The following is a 15,227-nucleotide window of genomic DNA, read 5'->3' as shown; positions in this document are numbered from 1 at the left end:
ATTTTTAGAAAAATTAGCCAGCAGCTCTAAACAAAGTTTTAAACCCTTCAGAAACTTGTTTAACAGCAGATGATATAATTTTCATGTTGGACAACCACATTTGTGATTTAATATTTCTAAGGGTAATCACATCCGCATAATTAATGGCAGCTTCGTTATACTGCTGATTTTTTTTAGATAAATCCATGTACTTCGCTGCTACATCCTTAGTATCACCAACATAAGGATAAGTTCGCATATCATTTTGACTAGCATTAATTTTATCCGGCAAAAAATCTTTAAACTGTGGTTTGTTAAAGAAATCGCTCATCAGTTTTTGGTAAGAATCATCTATATCAACAACTTTACTCATTAATGAATCAGTCGAACTGAGTTCGCTATCATCATTTTTTAACTGTAAAATGCTAGTATTTACTGGAGCAACATCTTCAACACTTTTTCTTTGGCTAAAAACACTATCAAACCGCATCACATTTTGGGAAAGCGGAGCAGGTAAAATCTGCGGCTGAACCAAGGCATTGTCAACAAACGAACTTGCTAAATTACTAACATCAAACATAGTACATTATCTCTTTAAGTTAAGTATGCAGACGCCAAATCACGTTCATCTTTACTACCTTTAATCACCACCTCTTCTAATATTTCTTTTGAAGCAGCTTTTTCTCCAACTTGTTTAAGTGCCATTCCTAAGAAACATTTTGCAGTCATGTGATTAGGATCTTCTAACAAAATTTGGTCACGTATAATATTAATCGCTTGCCGATAGTCACCTGCATAGACTTTAATGATAGCCAATCCCATCTTAATTGGTATTTGTTCTCTACCAACAGCATTTACGCCATCCATGATAAGTTGAGAACGCTTAAGCTCTCCACGAAAACAAGCCATATAAGCTGCTTGAGATAATAATTGGAGTAATTCACTACTCACTTGCATAATTTATACACCTACTTAACATAAGAGCTGCGGCAAAGCCGCAGACTCTATTTATTAAACAACGTCAATAAAATGACTTTTATTGTGTCTGTTGTGATACCAAGTCAGCTACGCCTTTGGCTGCATTGTATTCGCCAGTATCGGCCGCAACTGATAACTCACGCTCCATATTGCTTTGCGTCATAGCAGCTGATGCCTCAATAGCAGCAGTATTGTTTGTAGCAACAGAGCTTGCTAACATAGCAGTATCCATAAAATATCTCCTAAATTTATCCGTAAAAATAAAATTCCCGATGACTTAATCATCAAACGCAGGGAATCTGTAACTTCCTGTTAAAACATTGCGTTCCATGCTCTCATGTTTGGCACAAACTTATTGATGGGTTTGCGACCAAAACTCTTCCACCACTTCGCAACTGGCATCCAATGCCTGCAAAAATCTATTTAATTTATCGTATTCATCAGGGGAAACCCCTTGGTTCAACTCGGAGCGAACTTCGGATGCTGCTTGATTAAACTTATCCAGAAGCTCATTTTTATACATACCAGAACTGTCATTTTTGAGATTCTGTTCGACTGTTAGCATCGTTACTCCCCTTGTCTATACCGTAATAAAAAGGAATTTCCATTCCATTGTTAGTCAATACCACATGATCAGACTTAATGGACTTTACGAAATATTTTTCGCCAAGTGCCGAGCCTTCCATGTATTTCTTACCATCTTTCGCAACCAGAAACGGTATTTTGCCGACGCTGACACTGCGTATCGCCAAGGTAATGCGGTCGCGTATATCCGTGACATTGAGCACAATTGCCGGGCCATCGCCCTGTATCCCAATGAACTCCTGCCGCAAACCTGTTAATTTTTGAATTTCCGACTGCGTTAGCTCGCCATTGACTATAACGCTCTTGCCGTCAGTTGTAGCGGTGATGCGGCTAGACAGTCCTTTTTTCTCGATGAACTGCACAAAAGACGCCAGATAACCGTCCAGCGATTGAAAATCAGCCTCACCAACGGTACGGATACCCCCAATATCATTGAGGATAGTGGTTTTGACGCGCTCCCAATCGGCATTTTTAGTGACAAAACCTTGCGCAACCAAAATCCCCTCGGTCGCGCCCGGCTTGAAGCTAATGCCCGGCTGACCCATGGCGCGGGCAATCATATTGGCACTGTTCGCCATTTCATCTTGCGCCCAGACGTACACATTGGCTTTGATGCCCGCATCCTGAATCTTGCCCATAATGGCATTGCGTTCTTCAACCGTATCGGTGTAGCCACGCAAACTGACCGAACCATCGGCCTCATTCACCAAGTTGAAATCCTGTTCCCCCAGTGTTTTCAGCAAACCGGCGGCCTGTTGTTCGCCGGAATCACGTAAGCCCAGCGTTTCCAGAAAACGGTTGAACTGCGGTGCCCAATAAATGAGGTTAGCCAGCAACAACAAGCCCATCCCCAAAAGCAACCAAGTCTTACCGCTCATGCCTTTGTTAGCGGATGCTTTAGCGGCTGACGATTTTTTCGCTGGGGGCGGAACATTATTACTCTTAGTACCCGCAACAGTGGCACGCTTAGCATTAGTCTCAGGTGATTTTTGTGCTTGAGTACGCGGGGCGGACACCCGACTGTCGGCTACTAAAAACTCGATATTGCCTAATTTCACCATCTGATACGGTGCCAACTCAAGGCTTTCGGCAGCAATCTCTTGAGCCTCAACGAATACCGGGCGAGCCAAGGGTTGCAGCGTAATCGAACCCGGAGTGATCAATAATTGAATGTGCTGATCCGCAATATTGTCATCATGCAAAATAATGTCGCTGGTCATCGAACGTCCAATGACCACACTCCCGGTTCTCAAGCGAACCGACGCACCACTGTTAATGCCACTGAGAACTTTGAGAATAAACGAAGTGTGTTGACTTGCCATTTATTCGGCCTGTTGCTTGTTTTTAACGACATCCACCACATCAAAGCCCGGAAATTTTTCATCCGTCTTGACATCAAACTCAGCCCCCAGCCCACCTACAGGGTCTTCTGAACTGTAATTCATCACACCGGCTTTATCTTTCCAGCGGTACACTTGCCGCCGTGCCAGATCCTGCGTGTCCATTACCTTCGCCATGTCCAGCACTGCGCTGACAAAACGCTCAGGGCCAGTCAGGTAAATAATGTTATCCACTTCAGAAACTTGCCACTGAAAGCGCTCTTCCAGCACTTCCAACCGTTTTAGGGCATTGGTAAATTCTTGTGGCGACATTTTTTTCATGCTCACACTCGCTGATTGCACCTCTTCTTCTTTGTAAACAAACAGCGCTTCTTTGTCGTAGTACCAAATCAAACCGTAATTTTTGACCAGTTCATTGAAAATCTCCTGGGGCTTACGATTCTGGAGATGCAAACTCACTACGTCTTTGACTTTCGGACTGACTACAATCGGCAAATCTTGTAATGACGCCAAAGTTTTCAACAATTCTGGCAAGGGCTCCTGATCAGAAAAGTGCGAATAGTTATCCGACTTCCAGGGCACGGGAGCCGCAACCGCCGTGCTGCCTGCTAACAGCAAGGATAAAATAGCCCATCGAAACGTCAACAATGTGTCATGCATAGCCAAGTCATCCCCCGGCAAATAGAAACAAACACGAATCTATGCCTTCGCTCGCCAATATTCACGCTGAAGAAGATAAACCGTACCAGAAACCCTACTCAGTGGAACAACGCTCCTGACAGCAAACCGTTCAAGCTGAGATTAAGACCGTATGGCTAGAGAATGTTGAAGTTTGCAAACCGCAGCGGCAGACTATTGTGAATATTGCACGTTTTCAGTAATACATTACGCCTTGCTGCATTTGCGAGCAGCAATCAGGACTACAACCATAATGAGAAACCGGCAGATTCTGTTTACCCCGATTAAATTTCCGAGCCAAGCGCCGCTTGCCGTGCGCCTGAACAATATGCTGTTGAACAAATCAACGGGGATGCATTTCCTGTTGGGCGATAATCGTGTGGTTCACGTTCGGATACAGCCGGGGGAATCAGACACGCAACACCTTTGCCCCATCAGCATGACGCTGGAATTGGGCGGCACGACGGCGGGTTTATGGTTGTCAGCGTGGCCATTGGCGGAGCGCATTAAGCAGTTTCTGCCGGACGGCTTGCTGCGTGAATTGCCGGAAAATCTCGCTATCAGCATTATTGAAAATGCGCTTGCACCCTTGTTGCATCAAGCGGAAACAGGCTTAGGGTTGCAATTAACCTTGCAATCCATGTTAGCAGACCCGCTCAGCACTCAATACACCATGCCATTAGGCTTTAGCATTCAGATACTTGAAGCAGAAAATCAGCAGATGCTGCAAGAAGTATTTGGGGTATTGATGCTCGACCCGCACCTTTATTTGCACCTACAAGAGCGCCTGCGCCACTGGCCTTCTGACACCAACTTGGATTGGGAAGAACATGACACCCCGCTATGGCTTGAAATCAGCCACATCGTGTTTTCCATGCAAGAGATCAACGAACTGCAACCGTCTGACCTGATTTTACTGGAAGACACCCACTTTGAAGACCAAGGTTTACTGCGTTTGTGTCTCGATTCCGGTTATTGCTGCGAAGCGACGCTCAGTGAAACAACTCCCGCAACCCTGACCATTATTACCGAGTGGATGCCCATGTCCGATAATGAACAAAAACAAAACATAGAACACATTAGCCAGATACCCGTGCAACTCTCATTTGATGTCGGGGAAAAAACGCTGTCATTCAACGAAGTGCGGCAATTACGCCCCGGCTATATTCTCGAATTGGGAAAATCCTTGCCGGAAATCATCCAAATACGTTCACAGCATCGGCTAATTGGCACCGGGGAATTGGTCGAAATCAACGGGCGCATTGCGGTGCGTATCATTAACCTGTTTAACAAAAAAGCGAAGAGCGCTTAAGCATGGAAAGCTTTCCTAATCCGATCATATTGCTGGCGGCGCTCACGATCTTAGGGTTAGCGCCGTTTATTGCCATTATGGTTAGCTCTTTTATTAAGCTGGTCATTGTGATGCACATTGTGCGTACTGCGTTGGGCTTGCAGCAAGAGCCGCCGAATATTGCGGTCAGTGGTATCGCGATTATTTTGTCGCTTTACATTATGGCGCCCGTTGCCATGGAAACTTACGAACAATTCAACCGCTACGGGGTGTCGATTGAAGACATTCGCAACCCACAACTGTTTGATGCACTGAGTAACAGCACTGAACCCTTGCGGCAATTTCTGACCAAGCATTCCGATGCCAGTGAGCGCGAATTTTTCGTGCAAACCACCGCGAAGCTCTGGCCTGAAAAATACTCACAAAACATGACGGCTGAGCATTTGTTGGTATTAACCCCTGCCTTTATGGTGAGCGAATTAACCAAAGCGTTCCAAATTGGCTTTTTAATTTTCCTACCTTTCATCGTGATTGACTTGGTGATTTCCAATCTATTGATGTCAATGGGAATGATGATGTTGTCACCGATGACCATTTCGCTACCATTTAAGCTGCTGCTGTTCGTGCTGGTGGACGGTTGGTCACGCCTGATTCACGGCCTGATTTTGAGTTATTGACGCCATGAATGAAACCGATATTATCCATAAAACCTCGCTGGCAATGGAACTTATTTTATACCTGTCATTGCCCGCCATTATTGCCGCAACGGTAGTGGGATTGTTGATTGGTTTATTGCAAGCGTTGACCTCTATTCAAGAACAAACACTGCCACACGGTTTTAAATTGGTTGTCACCATGCTGGCATTGGCTGCGACGGTGCGCTGGTTGGGGCCTGAATTGCTGACCTTTACGCAAAATGCTTTTGATCAAATTCCGCTGATACGGTAGCCATAATGGAGATTGAACCTTACTCGTGGTTATTGGCTTGGGCATTTACCGCCCCGCGCATACTGATCGCGTTTGCGCTGCTGCCAATATTAACGGAACCCTTATTACCAAGCACCCTGCGCAATGGGATCATTATGATTTTATCGTTATTTATCCTGCCCTTAACACATGAACAGTTGCTGGATGTGAAAATGGATGTGATGACGATGCTAACCCTCATGGTTAAAGAAGGAATATTAGGTTTATTGCTCGGTTACGTGCTTAGTGTTCCGTTTTGGGCATTGAAAGCCGCTGGATTCCTGATTGATATGCAGCGTGGGGTAATGAGTGCTCTATTTTTCTCGCCCATGACAAATAACATGGTATCGCCGCTGGGCAATTTATTTAATATTTTTTTAACCACCTTATTATTGGTTTCCGGTGGTTTTCTGTTTTTATTACAGACTTTATTTCTGAGTTATCAAACGTGGCCAATAGATCGGTTTTTCCCGCAATTTACATTGGAAGTTGCTTCATTTTTTCTGCAACAACTGGATGTGTTATTGTATACCAGCGTACTGATCGCCGGACCTTTTCTTGGCATGATGTTTTTAGTTGATTTTGGGCTGGGAATGGTAGGAAGGTTTCTACCGCAACTCAACGTGTTCCTCGCTGCCATGCCAATTAAAAGTGGCCTGACTTTCTTTATGCTAACGCTGTATATCGGGTTCTTAGCAGAATACCTCAAAGATGGTTTTTTTCGGATCGGCAATAATCTTACGCTATTGGATGCGTTGCTGCGATGAGCGAGGATAGCAGCCAAGAAAAAACCGAAGAACCCAGTTCGCGAAAACTGGAAAAGGCTCGCGAAAAAGGCCAGGTAGCGCGTAGTAATGACGTTGCATCCGCATTGATTATGTTGTTTACCGTGGTGTATTTCATGGTGGCATGGAACTGGATTTTGGATCAGTTCAAAGAAATGTTCGACATTGTACCCCGTTTATATGTCATGCCATTCGCACAAGCGGTAGAAGTTGGTTTTAAAACCATGTTAGAAAATGCCTTGTATGGCATTGCGTTACCGTTTGCAATGATGACGGTGGTTGCCGGTATTCTGGGCAATATTGTGCAGTTCGGTTTTGTGTTTTCCTTTGAGTCGGTGATTCCAAACCTGGAAAAAATCAGCTTATCCAGCGGGTTCAAACGCATCTTTTCCGCGAAGCAATTTGTCACGACGCTATTGTCACTGCTAAAAACCATCATTATCGGCGCGATTCTGCTCATGGTATTGCGCACCGGACTCAGTGAGTTGTTGCACGCCATTAAGCAGTGCAACGTTGAATGCCAACAAACCGTTATTGAAGATTTAACCAGCCAACTCATGCTGTACATTTTACCGATGCTATTGTTCATGGCGATCATGGACTTTTTGTTTCAAAGCCAGCAATTCATTAAAGATCAGCGCATGACCAAAGAAGAAGTCAAAAAGGAAATGAAAGACATCTTTGGGGATCCGCATGTGCGTTCGGCACGTCAAGGCATTCGGCGCGAACTCTCCGAACAGGACATCAAGAAGCGTATTAGTACCGCTCGGCTGGTGATTCTCGACATGGGGGTTGCGGTTGCGTTGCAATACGAAGCGGGTAAGACCCCATTACCCATTATCGTGGCCATTGGTAAAAATAATATGTCACGTAAAATGGCAGAAATTGCCACCCTTGAAAATGTACCCGTCGTCAGTGACCCTGGGTTGGTGCAAGATTTGCTTAGCGAGGGCAAATTAGACCAATACATACCCGAAAAAACCATTGATAGAGTCGCTAATTTATTGCGCCAAACCCAAGGGAAGGTCAAAAAATAAATGGATGTATTATGGAATCAGAAAAACAGCCAATGACCTTGGCACAGCGCTTACAAAAAAGCTGGGCAGATTTAAGGCAAACCAATGTGCGGGCGCAAGCTCACTACACGGTTTTTCGCACCACTCAGCACCTCAAAAACAAAAATGGCTTGGTAAAACAATACCAACAACGTTTTGCCGCTGGGTGGGAAAAATGGCTGGGTGTCGGCGCGGGCATCACCGGCTTATTCATGCTACTCAACCCTGACGGGCTGTGGCGCTGGCAGTTTGTGTTAGTCCTCATTGGCGTGTTAAGCGCACCGCTGTTAGCCGACTTGTGGCATTCCTTGAAAAAAGTGTTCACCGAATACCCCGGCAAACAGCTTATCGGGCAAGTGATTACGTTAGAACAAGGAATTGTGGAGGGCGCAGGCAGTATCCGTTTAGATAATCTCGAATGGCAACTGGCGGGAGACGATTGCCCTGCGGGAACGCAAGCCAAGATTATTGCCATTAACGACCGGACTTTATACATAACGCCCCTCAGCCAAACCGCATAAGCCATTACAAGGATCAGGAGCACCGTTTTCATGCAGTCGAGCGCCTCACAAGAGTTTCTCACCAACCTAACCCGGCGCAGTGACATAGCGCTGGCGTTATTGCTGGTCGCGATCATTGCCATGATGATTTTGCCCATGCCCACCTTGGTCATGGACATGCTGATTGCCCTGAACATGAGCATTGCTATCTTATTGATGATGTTGGGTATTTATATTTCACACCCGCTGGCAATTTCATCGTTTCCTTCGATTTTATTATTGACAACGTTGTTTCGCTTATCCCTTGGCATTGCCACTACCCGTTTGATTTTATTGGAAGGCGATGCCGGTCATATCGTTCAAACCTTCGGTGAGTTTGTGGTTGGCGGGAACTTGATCGTGGGTTTGGTTGTGTTTTTGATCATTACAATTGTGCAATTCATCGTTATCACCAAAGGTTCAGAACGTATTGCCGAAGTCAGCGCTCGCTTTTCCTTGGACGCGATGCCCGGTAAGCAGATGAGTATCGACAGCGACATGCGGGCGGGTCTCATCACCTTGGCGGATGCGCGTCATCGCCGTTCTAACCTTGAAAAAGAAAGTCAATTGTATGGCGCACTCGATGGCGCAATGAAATTCGTCAAAGGGGATGCGATTGCGGGGCTGATTATTATCTTAGTCAACATCCTAGGGGGCATTACCATTGGCACCATGCAGCGCGGCATGGCAATGGGCGAAGCCGTGGAGCTTTACTCCATACTCACCATTGGAGATGGGTTGGTATCGCAAATCCCCGCGCTGTTTATTTCGATTACCGCCGGTATCATCGTCACACGGGTGCGCGGTGAAGATGACAATAACCTTGGCAGCGACATTGGTGGGCAAATTTTGGCGCAACCCAGTGCTTTGCTGGCGGCCTCAGGCATTGTTGGCGCGATGGGTTTAGTGCCCGGCTTCCCCACTGTCGTATTCTTTTTCCTTGCTATTTTACTGGGCTTCACAGGTATGGCCTTGCGCAAAGTGCAAAACCAAATGGAATTTGCCGATGCTGAAATCACTACGGTCATCGGTCAACAAGATGGCAGTAAAATGGCACTTGCAAACGGCGACACCCCTGCCGCGTTGGAAGACATGCAGCCACTGTCTCCGGCTCTAATCGAATTGCCTGCACAAGCCAAAAACTTGTTCTCACTGGATGCGTTGAACCAAGATTTCGCACGCATCCGCCGCGAGTTTTACCAAGACATGGGCGTGCCATTGCCCGGCATTAGCCTGCGCATTGCTTCGCAATTGAATGATGACACCTACCGGATTTCGATTCGCGGCGTCCCCGTCGCGCAAGGCAATCTCAAACCCACCAGCGCAACCGCACTGCCCACACCACCTAGCGACAAAATGGCAGCGGATTTGGTAGCCAGTGGCACGCGTCCCACACCCGACAATATTCAGGCCATCAGCTTCCATCTGGCGTATGTATTGCGCAAACACGCGTCGGAATTCATCGGCATTCAAGAAATGCACACCCTTTATAACAAGTTGGAACAAGCCAGTTACACCGAACTGGTGCGCGAGGTGCAACGTGCGGTCAACACCCCGAAAACCGTGGATGTATTCCGGCGTTTGCTGAATGAAGGCATATCCATCCGCGATCTTCGCCAAATTCTCGGCACGCTGGTCGAATTTGGCGAAATGGAAAAAGATACCAGCATGTTGGCCGAACGGGTACGCATCAGCCTCAAACGCCAATTGTCTTACACCTTTACCAATGGCACGGGCGTATTGCCGGTCTACATGTTCGCCCCCGAAACCGAGAAATTGCTGCAAAACAGCCTGCGCCAAACCCCCAATGGCGTATTTTTCGCACTTAACCCTGAAGCGACGGAGCAATTCACCAGCGCCTTACGGGAGCTCGAAACCGAACACGCCAAAGATAAAGTGCGCCCGGTTATTCTCACCAATTTGGAATTGCGCCGCCATATTCGCCGCCACCTCGAAACCAGCTTCCCCGACTTGCCGGTCATCTCAGTGCAGGAACTCACCACCAGCATTTCCCTCAATCCGATTGGCGAGATCAGGCTGACATGAGACCGCGTACCCCCCTGAGCCACGTCACCGAACGTTTACGCAATAACCTCGAAAAATGCACACCACTGGTATTGCACGGGCGCATTGTGCAAGTCACCGGCACGGTGGTTCGTGCCATTGTGCCGCGCGTCAAACTCGGCGAATTATGCTTGTTAAAAAACAGCGGTGATCCACGCGAAATTCCGGCGGAAGTGATCGGTTTTGAGCAAAATATTGCACTACTTGCCCCGATCGGCGATATGCAAGGCGTATCCGCGCATACCCAAGTGATTACCACTGGCAAAATGCTCGAAGTCGGCGTTGGTGAACACCTGCGCGGCTGCGTACTCGATGGCATTGGGCGCGTGCAAGAAAATCCAAACAGAGCGATGCCGACTTTCACCGAATATTACCCGATTTATGCTAATCCGCCCGACCCACTATCGCGTGACCGGGTGGGTACTCCGCTCTCCTTAGGGATTCGCTCGATGGATGCACTGATTACTTGCGGTATCGGGCAGCGCATCGGTGTATTCGCGGGTGCCGGTGTCGGCAAAAGCTCATTGCTCAGCATGTTGGTGCAACACGCGGCGGTGGACGTTTACGTCGTCGCCCTCATCGGCGAACGTGGACGGGAAGTGCGCGAATTCATGGAAGAAGCCTTGGGCGAGGCGGGGATGCAAAAAACCGTTCTCATCGTTGCCACCTCTGACCGCCCGGCGATTGAGCGTCTCAAAGCCGCTTATGTTGCCACCGCAGTTGCCGAATACTTCCGCGACAAAGGCAATAATGTGTTATTGCTAATGGACTCGCTGACCCGTTTTGCGCGGGCGCAACGCGAAATCGGCTTAGCCGCTGGGGAAGCCCCCGCCCGACGCGGCTTTCCACCGTCGGTATTTTCGGAATTGCCCAAACTGGTGGAACGCGCAGGCAATTCAGACAAAGGTTCAATCACCGCGTTTTACACCGTGCTGGTGGAAGGCGATGACATGAGCGACCCGATTGCGGATGAAGTACGTTCCTTGCTGGATGGACACATTATGCTGTCACGCGACCTAGCGGCGGGCAATCATTATCCAGCGGTCGACATCCTCGCCAGTCTGAGCCGGATTATGCCGCAACTGGTTAGCCCTCAACACCGTGCCGCTGCCGCACACTTGCGTACTTTGATGGCGAAACACAAAGAAATCGAATTTTTGCTGCGCGTCGGTGAATACAAACACGGCTCCGACCCGCTCGCAGACGAAGCCATTCGTAAAATGGATGAAATTTTGCGCTTTCTTAAACAGCCTTCCCACGAATATTCCAGTTTTGATGACACCATCAACTGGCTAATCCAACTGGCAGGATAATCGCCATGAGCTTAGAACAATTAAAAACCATTCGCGCCCGCCGCATGGAACAACGTTTCATCGAATTGCAAGAACAACGCCGCATCTTGCAAACGCACGAACAACAACTGCATGAAAAGGAACAACAACTGGTCAGTTTCGGACAATGGCGACTGGAGCATCAGGAAGCGCTATTTGCCAACCTGAAAAACCAACCGTTCGCCCCGCAAATGCTGTTTGAATACCAAAAAAATTTGGACGACTTGCGCGTGGAAGAAGAACGCCTACGCGCTGAACTCGCCGCCGCCCAACAAGGCTTGCAAACGGCAGTCACGCACGTCCAAACCGCACAGCAGCATTCCAGCGAGGCTAACCTGAAACTGGAAAAGCTCAAGGAAATGATTAAAATACAGGACGGTAAAAAGTCCCACGAAGAGCTTGCTCAATAATCTGAATTTGTTGTTCCAGACTCGCATTCACGATGCCCAAATCCGACTCCAGAACGCAGCCATCGACGGCTACTTGGTCATCGCCGACCACTTCCAAGCTGCTAAAACGGTGCGGAATGGCATCCAATTGCTCCGAAATCGTTGCCTGCATCTGCGGGTGAACCCGAACCAACAATTTATGGCTGCCGCGCACCAATTCCAAACCACCCAACACCGCTTGCCGAACCCGTTCATCTTGGTCAAAGCTGTGAATCACTTTGCGCACCGCACCGGCGACCAATTCCACTAACTCGCCTTCCAGCGCCATTAGCGTGTCATTGACCCGCCCGGTAAATAGCACCATTTTTTCGGCGGCTTCCTGATCGGCACGTTCGCGCCCTTGTTCCAAACCGCGTTTAATCGAACGCCCCAGCGCCACCGACATGATTTCTTCACGCTGGCGGTGACGCGTTTCCAGATCGGACGCTAAACGTTCATACGCGACCAATTCCTCATAATCCGCCGCTTTCAGGACTTTTTGACCGGCGCGTAATTGTGCTGCTACCGGCTTAATTGAAAAGAATTTTGCCATCGCGACTGACCCCCATTTTAATTTCTATTGCTACTTTTTGTACTAACACTGCGCATTCAGCGGCTTGTGCATCCAAGGCTTGCCCAGATTTTGCGTAACGCTTCCACAGCACATAATATTCGCGCTCCAACTTATAGACCAAACGCTTCCAGAAAGACGGTGGATAACCGGCAAATGCCGCCCGCAAACACAGCATTCCCGCCAACACAAAACGCTTTTTCAAACCGATGGGCGAGGGAAACGCAATGTCCGCACTGATATTGTGAGTCAGCAACGGTGCACGCTGTTGCGCGAAACGGTACAAGTCATCGCCCAAGACTTGCTGGGTTTTAATGAGGTCTTCGCGGGTTACAATGCGGCGCAATAACTGAAAATGGAACATCGCTCCCAAGTACAACACCAATTGCCCCAGCTCTTGCCCACGCCATAAGGCCAGGCGCGTCAAGGGCTTGCTGAAATCAAAAAATACGCTGTCGTGCAAGCCCAAGCGCTGCATCATGTGCTTCAGTAAGCGGCTTTCCCCGCGTTCTTGCCCCAACAACGACTGCATCACTTTGCCATCGGGCATGGTTGCCAACCAACTGGGATGAATGTACGAATCTGGGCGAAAATTAAAGCGCCACACCGCTTGCGAAAATTCGTCAGTAATATCGAAGTGATTAGAAATGCTCATAATGCCAACGTTATAGTATTCAATATCTCGGCATTATTGCCTGCTCACACCACAGTAAGCAGGTATTTCCTGACAAAACTACTCGCCAGACTGAATCAGCGGTAGCCTAAGCCCGTGACTTGTTTGTGCAGCTTGGCGTTTTCATCGCTCAAATGGCGTACCAGAAAATCGAGGCTGCGCACCACAAACTCCAGCAAATTGGTGGCAATGTACGGCTCTTCGATACGGATGCGGTTGTACATCTGGCGGTTAATTTCCAGCAAACGCACCCCGCTGCGCCGTGCTTTCAAACGCACGGTGCGTGGCTGGCGGTCAAAGAAAGACATTTCGCCCACCAAACTGCCGGGGTCTAATTGCCCGACTTCAAATTCGCGCTCCCCATCCACTTGCAGTAATTTGACTGCGCCGCCAATGACCAAATAAAAACGGTCGCTAATTTCGCCAATGTCGGCCACGATTTCTTGCGAACCTAACTCACGCAGGCGGGTATAACGCAAAAATCGCACAACTTCATCATCCGTCAAGGCGGCACAAAACTCCGCACAGGTATCTTTAATTTGCTGTAATAATTGAGAATTTACGTGGTTCATGGTGCGTGATCCGGCAATCAGTTAAATTGCCTGCATTATACGCGCAGAAGTACGCGTTGTCGGCAAGCACGGCGTATAATCTCTTTCATTTTAACCCAAACAGGAGCACGCCTTATGAGCATTAGTAACGAAGCAGTCGCGGCCATGATTCAGGCACATTTACCTGATGCCCAAGTCACCATCAACGGTGATGGCTACAAATACGAAGCCGACGTGATTAGCGACGCCTTTGCGGGATTAAACACCCTCAAACGCCATCAACTGGTATACGCCGCCGTCAATGACGCCATTACCGCCGGTCAACTTCATGCGTTGACGATTCGCGCCAAAACCCCAGCGGAAACCGCGTAATGGATGAAAAAACCCGCACGCAACACCCCGTGCTGCAACCGATCAGTGATCAAGAACTCACGCGCGAAAGCTGGAAAATCTTCCAAATCATGGGCGAATTTGTGGACGGTTTTGAACGCCTTGCCCACTTACGCCCGTCCGTCAGCATCTTTGGTTCCGCACGCACCTCGACCGATGATCCGCTGTATCAATTGACCGAAACGATTGCCCACAAACTCTCGGATGCGGGCTTTGCGGTGGTCAGTGGCGGCGGCCCCGGCATTATGGAAGCGGCGAATAAAGGCGCTCAGCGTGGCAAATCCCCCAGTATCGGTTTAAACATTCAGCTCGCGCACGAGCAACATTCCAACCAATATCAGGATATTTCGCTGTATTTCCGGCATTTTTTCTCGCGCAAAGTCATGTTCGTGAAACACGCTTCCGCCTACGTGGTCATGCCCGGTGGCTTTGGCACACTGGATGAATTGGCGGAAATCCTAACCCTAGTGCAAACCGCCAAAACCCGCAAAATTCCCATCGTGCTGGTGCACACCCCGTTCTGGGAAGGCTTGGTCGGATGGTTCAAGCACACCCTGATAAAACAAGGTACAATCTCAGCAGGCGATTTGGATCTGTTTGTCCTGTTGGATGACGCCGATGCAATCGTCGAGCACATTTTTGGTTACTACGAACGCGCAGTGTCGGGGCCATCCGCTGAAGAACGCGCGAAATTCATGGAGTTATAACAACAATGAACACACAACAATGGCTAACACTGGCATTCATCGCGCTGTTTAGCACCACGATTCATGCCGAAGAAACCACTACCGATGCTGATATTGCCAGCAAAATAAAGGTGGAAACGATCCGTGTCACCGACGATTTCGGCACGATTGAAGAAGAGCGCGTACCCGCCATGCGCAGCGAAATTCGCTACGTACCGGCTAATGGCGAAGGCGGTTATAATTTGGTCGATTCAGTCAGCTCCCAAGGCAAAAGTCAAAATGCTCACCAAAACCGTGACATGATGATTCCAAGCTGGAACGTCCTCTCCTGGTAAAT

The 15,227-nt window shown here is 48.3% G+C and carries 21 protein-coding genes; 12 read left to right on the top strand and 9 right to left on the bottom strand.

What is annotated here, in order from left to right; all coding sequences use genetic code 11:
* Window positions 1-13: 13 nt before the first annotated feature.
* The 6 genes from L3K52_07410 to L3K52_07385 form a co-directional block, all read right to left on the bottom strand.
* On the bottom strand, window positions 14-559 hold the full coding sequence (locus L3K52_07410; GenBank protein ID UOG93546.1) for a hypothetical protein: 546 nt from the start codon (window positions 557-559) through the stop codon (window positions 14-16).
* A 14-nt stretch (window positions 560-573) separates the two neighbouring features.
* Window positions 574-936 (bottom strand): tetratricopeptide repeat protein, encoded by a 363-nt coding sequence (locus tag L3K52_07405; GenBank protein ID UOG93545.1) that lies wholly within the window; start codon window positions 934-936, stop codon window positions 574-576.
* 79 nt (window positions 937-1,015) lie between these two features.
* The gene (locus tag L3K52_07400) at window positions 1,016-1,189 is read right to left on the bottom strand and encodes a hypothetical protein (GenBank protein UOG93544.1); all 174 of its coding nucleotides are present in this window, start codon (window positions 1,187-1,189) and stop codon (window positions 1,016-1,018) included.
* 120 nt (window positions 1,190-1,309) lie between these two features.
* On the bottom strand, window positions 1,310-1,522 hold the full coding sequence (locus tag L3K52_07395) for an EscE/YscE/SsaE family type III secretion system needle protein co-chaperone (GenBank protein ID UOG93543.1): 213 nt from the start codon (window positions 1,520-1,522) through the stop codon (window positions 1,310-1,312).
* On the bottom strand, window positions 1,491-2,864 hold the full coding sequence (locus L3K52_07390; protein ID UOG93542.1) for a hypothetical protein: 1,374 nt from the start codon (window positions 2,862-2,864) through the stop codon (window positions 1,491-1,493). The genes L3K52_07395 and L3K52_07390 overlap by 32 nt, the downstream gene beginning before the upstream one ends.
* Window positions 2,865-3,542, bottom strand: a complete 678-nt coding sequence (locus L3K52_07385; GenBank protein ID UOG93541.1) for a hypothetical protein — start codon at window positions 3,540-3,542, stop codon at window positions 2,865-2,867.
* Between the two features lie 271 nt (window positions 3,543-3,813).
* Between L3K52_07385 and sctQ the strand changes: the two genes are divergently transcribed.
* Genes sctQ through L3K52_07340 form a run of 9 tightly spaced genes read left to right on the top strand, consistent with a single transcriptional unit; the run spans window position 3,814 to window position 12,001 of the window.
* Window positions 3,814-4,872: a type III secretion system cytoplasmic ring protein SctQ gene (gene sctQ / locus L3K52_07380; GenBank protein UOG93540.1), complete on the top strand. Its 1,059-nt coding sequence runs from the start codon at window positions 3,814-3,816 to the stop codon at window positions 4,870-4,872.
* Between the two features lie 2 nt (window positions 4,873-4,874).
* On the top strand, window positions 4,875-5,528 hold the full coding sequence (gene sctR / locus L3K52_07375; GenBank protein UOG93539.1) for a type III secretion system export apparatus subunit SctR: 654 nt from the start codon (window positions 4,875-4,877) through the stop codon (window positions 5,526-5,528).
* A 4-nt stretch (window positions 5,529-5,532) separates the two neighbouring features.
* Entirely contained in the window at window positions 5,533-5,799 is a 267-nt protein-coding gene (sctS, locus tag L3K52_07370) for a type III secretion system export apparatus subunit SctS (protein ID UOG93538.1), read from the top strand.
* 5 nt (window positions 5,800-5,804) lie between these two features.
* Window positions 5,805-6,584, top strand: a complete 780-nt coding sequence (sctT, locus tag L3K52_07365) for a type III secretion system export apparatus subunit SctT (protein UOG93537.1) — start codon at window positions 5,805-5,807, stop codon at window positions 6,582-6,584.
* Complete coding sequence (locus tag L3K52_07360; GenBank protein ID UOG93536.1) at window positions 6,581-7,639, top strand: EscU/YscU/HrcU family type III secretion system export apparatus switch protein; 1,059 nt, start codon at window positions 6,581-6,583, stop codon at window positions 7,637-7,639. Before sctT ends, L3K52_07360 begins: the two co-directional genes overlap by 4 nt.
* A gap of 11 nt (window positions 7,640-7,650) precedes the next feature.
* Window positions 7,651-8,178 carry an NfeD family protein gene (locus tag L3K52_07355; GenBank protein ID UOG93535.1) on the top strand — a complete coding sequence of 176 codons (528 nt, stop codon included), beginning with the start codon at window positions 7,651-7,653 and terminating at the stop codon, window positions 8,176-8,178.
* Between the two features lie 30 nt (window positions 8,179-8,208).
* Window positions 8,209-10,242, top strand: a complete 2,034-nt coding sequence (locus L3K52_07350; GenBank protein ID UOG93534.1) for a flagellar biosynthesis protein FlhA — start codon at window positions 8,209-8,211, stop codon at window positions 10,240-10,242.
* Window positions 10,239-11,573, top strand: a complete 1,335-nt coding sequence (sctN, locus tag L3K52_07345) for a type III secretion system ATPase SctN (GenBank protein ID UOG93533.1) — start codon at window positions 10,239-10,241, stop codon at window positions 11,571-11,573. The genes L3K52_07350 and sctN overlap by 4 nt, the downstream gene beginning before the upstream one ends.
* A 5-nt stretch (window positions 11,574-11,578) precedes the next feature.
* Complete coding sequence (locus tag L3K52_07340; protein ID UOG93532.1) at window positions 11,579-12,001, top strand: YscO family type III secretion system apparatus protein; 423 nt, start codon at window positions 11,579-11,581, stop codon at window positions 11,999-12,001.
* On the opposite strand, the gene sctL is transcribed toward L3K52_07340, so the two are convergent.
* The 3 genes from sctL to L3K52_07325 all read right to left on the bottom strand — a co-directional run bounded on the left by sctL (window position 11,955) and on the right by L3K52_07325 (window position 13,835).
* Complete coding sequence (gene sctL, locus L3K52_07335) at window positions 11,955-12,572, bottom strand: type III secretion system stator protein SctL (GenBank protein UOG93531.1); 618 nt, start codon at window positions 12,570-12,572, stop codon at window positions 11,955-11,957. The genes L3K52_07340 and sctL overlap by 47 nt on opposite strands.
* Entirely contained in the window at window positions 12,550-13,245 is a 696-nt protein-coding gene (locus tag L3K52_07330) for a Yop proteins translocation protein K (protein ID UOG93530.1), read from the bottom strand. The genes sctL and L3K52_07330 overlap by 23 nt, the downstream gene beginning before the upstream one ends.
* Before the next feature lie 95 nt (window positions 13,246-13,340).
* Window positions 13,341-13,835: a cyclic nucleotide-binding domain-containing protein gene (locus L3K52_07325; protein ID UOG93529.1), complete on the bottom strand. Its 495-nt coding sequence runs from the start codon at window positions 13,833-13,835 to the stop codon at window positions 13,341-13,343.
* Window positions 13,836-13,949: 114 nt separating this feature from the next.
* On the opposite strand from L3K52_07325, the gene L3K52_07320 reads away from it, so the two are divergent.
* Genes L3K52_07320 through L3K52_07310 form a run of 3 tightly spaced genes read left to right on the top strand, consistent with a single transcriptional unit; the run spans window position 13,950 to window position 15,225 of the window.
* Complete coding sequence (locus L3K52_07320; protein ID UOG93528.1) at window positions 13,950-14,186, top strand: BolA/IbaG family iron-sulfur metabolism protein; 237 nt, start codon at window positions 13,950-13,952, stop codon at window positions 14,184-14,186.
* Complete coding sequence (locus tag L3K52_07315) at window positions 14,186-14,911, top strand: TIGR00730 family Rossman fold protein (protein ID UOG93527.1); 726 nt, start codon at window positions 14,186-14,188, stop codon at window positions 14,909-14,911. The genes L3K52_07320 and L3K52_07315 overlap by 1 nt, the downstream gene beginning before the upstream one ends.
* A gap of 5 nt (window positions 14,912-14,916) precedes the next feature.
* Entirely contained in the window at window positions 14,917-15,225 is a 309-nt protein-coding gene (locus L3K52_07310; GenBank protein UOG93526.1) for a DUF2782 domain-containing protein, read from the top strand.
* The last annotated feature ends 2 nt before the right edge of the window (window positions 15,226-15,227 follow it).

Source organism: Candidatus Thiothrix sulfatifontis (assembly GCA_022828425.1).
GTDB lineage: Bacteria > Pseudomonadota > Gammaproteobacteria > Thiotrichales > Thiotrichaceae > Thiothrix > Thiothrix sulfatifontis.
The sequence above is the reverse complement of the archived record's forward strand: the minus strand, read 5'-3'. Positions and strand labels throughout refer to the sequence as shown.

Coding starts and splice junctions, on each gene's coding strand:
- L3K52_07410 (UOG93546.1), bottom strand. CDS start 559: ATGTTTGATGTTAGTAATTTAGCAAGTTCGTTTGTTGACAATGCCTTG.
- L3K52_07405 (UOG93545.1), bottom strand. CDS start 936: ATGCAAGTGAGTAGTGAATTACTCCAATTATTATCTCAAGCAGCTTAT.
- L3K52_07400 (UOG93544.1), bottom strand. CDS start 1,189: ATGGATACTGCTATGTTAGCAAGCTCTGTTGCTACAAACAATACTGCT.
- L3K52_07395 (UOG93543.1), bottom strand. CDS start 1,522: ATGCTAACAGTCGAACAGAATCTCAAAAATGACAGTTCTGGTATGTAT.
- L3K52_07390 (UOG93542.1), bottom strand. CDS start 2,864: ATGGCAAGTCAACACACTTCGTTTATTCTCAAAGTTCTCAGTGGCATT.
- L3K52_07385 (UOG93541.1), bottom strand. CDS start 3,542: ATGCATGACACATTGTTGACGTTTCGATGGGCTATTTTATCCTTGCTG.
- sctQ (UOG93540.1), top strand. CDS start 3,814: ATGAGAAACCGGCAGATTCTGTTTACCCCGATTAAATTTCCGAGCCAA.
- sctR (UOG93539.1), top strand. CDS start 4,875: ATGGAAAGCTTTCCTAATCCGATCATATTGCTGGCGGCGCTCACGATC.
- sctS (UOG93538.1), top strand. CDS start 5,533: ATGAATGAAACCGATATTATCCATAAAACCTCGCTGGCAATGGAACTT.
- sctT (UOG93537.1), top strand. CDS start 5,805: ATGGAGATTGAACCTTACTCGTGGTTATTGGCTTGGGCATTTACCGCC.
- L3K52_07360 (UOG93536.1), top strand. CDS start 6,581: ATGAGCGAGGATAGCAGCCAAGAAAAAACCGAAGAACCCAGTTCGCGA.
- L3K52_07355 (UOG93535.1), top strand. CDS start 7,651: ATGGAATCAGAAAAACAGCCAATGACCTTGGCACAGCGCTTACAAAAA.
- L3K52_07350 (UOG93534.1), top strand. CDS start 8,209: ATGCAGTCGAGCGCCTCACAAGAGTTTCTCACCAACCTAACCCGGCGC.
- sctN (UOG93533.1), top strand. CDS start 10,239: ATGAGACCGCGTACCCCCCTGAGCCACGTCACCGAACGTTTACGCAAT.
- L3K52_07340 (UOG93532.1), top strand. CDS start 11,579: ATGAGCTTAGAACAATTAAAAACCATTCGCGCCCGCCGCATGGAACAA.
- sctL (UOG93531.1), bottom strand. CDS start 12,572: ATGGCAAAATTCTTTTCAATTAAGCCGGTAGCAGCACAATTACGCGCC.
- L3K52_07330 (UOG93530.1), bottom strand. CDS start 13,245: ATGAGCATTTCTAATCACTTCGATATTACTGACGAATTTTCGCAAGCG.
- L3K52_07325 (UOG93529.1), bottom strand. CDS start 13,835: ATGAACCACGTAAATTCTCAATTATTACAGCAAATTAAAGATACCTGT.
- L3K52_07320 (UOG93528.1), top strand. CDS start 13,950: ATGAGCATTAGTAACGAAGCAGTCGCGGCCATGATTCAGGCACATTTA.
- L3K52_07315 (UOG93527.1), top strand. CDS start 14,186: ATGGATGAAAAAACCCGCACGCAACACCCCGTGCTGCAACCGATCAGT.
- L3K52_07310 (UOG93526.1), top strand. CDS start 14,917: ATGAACACACAACAATGGCTAACACTGGCATTCATCGCGCTGTTTAGC.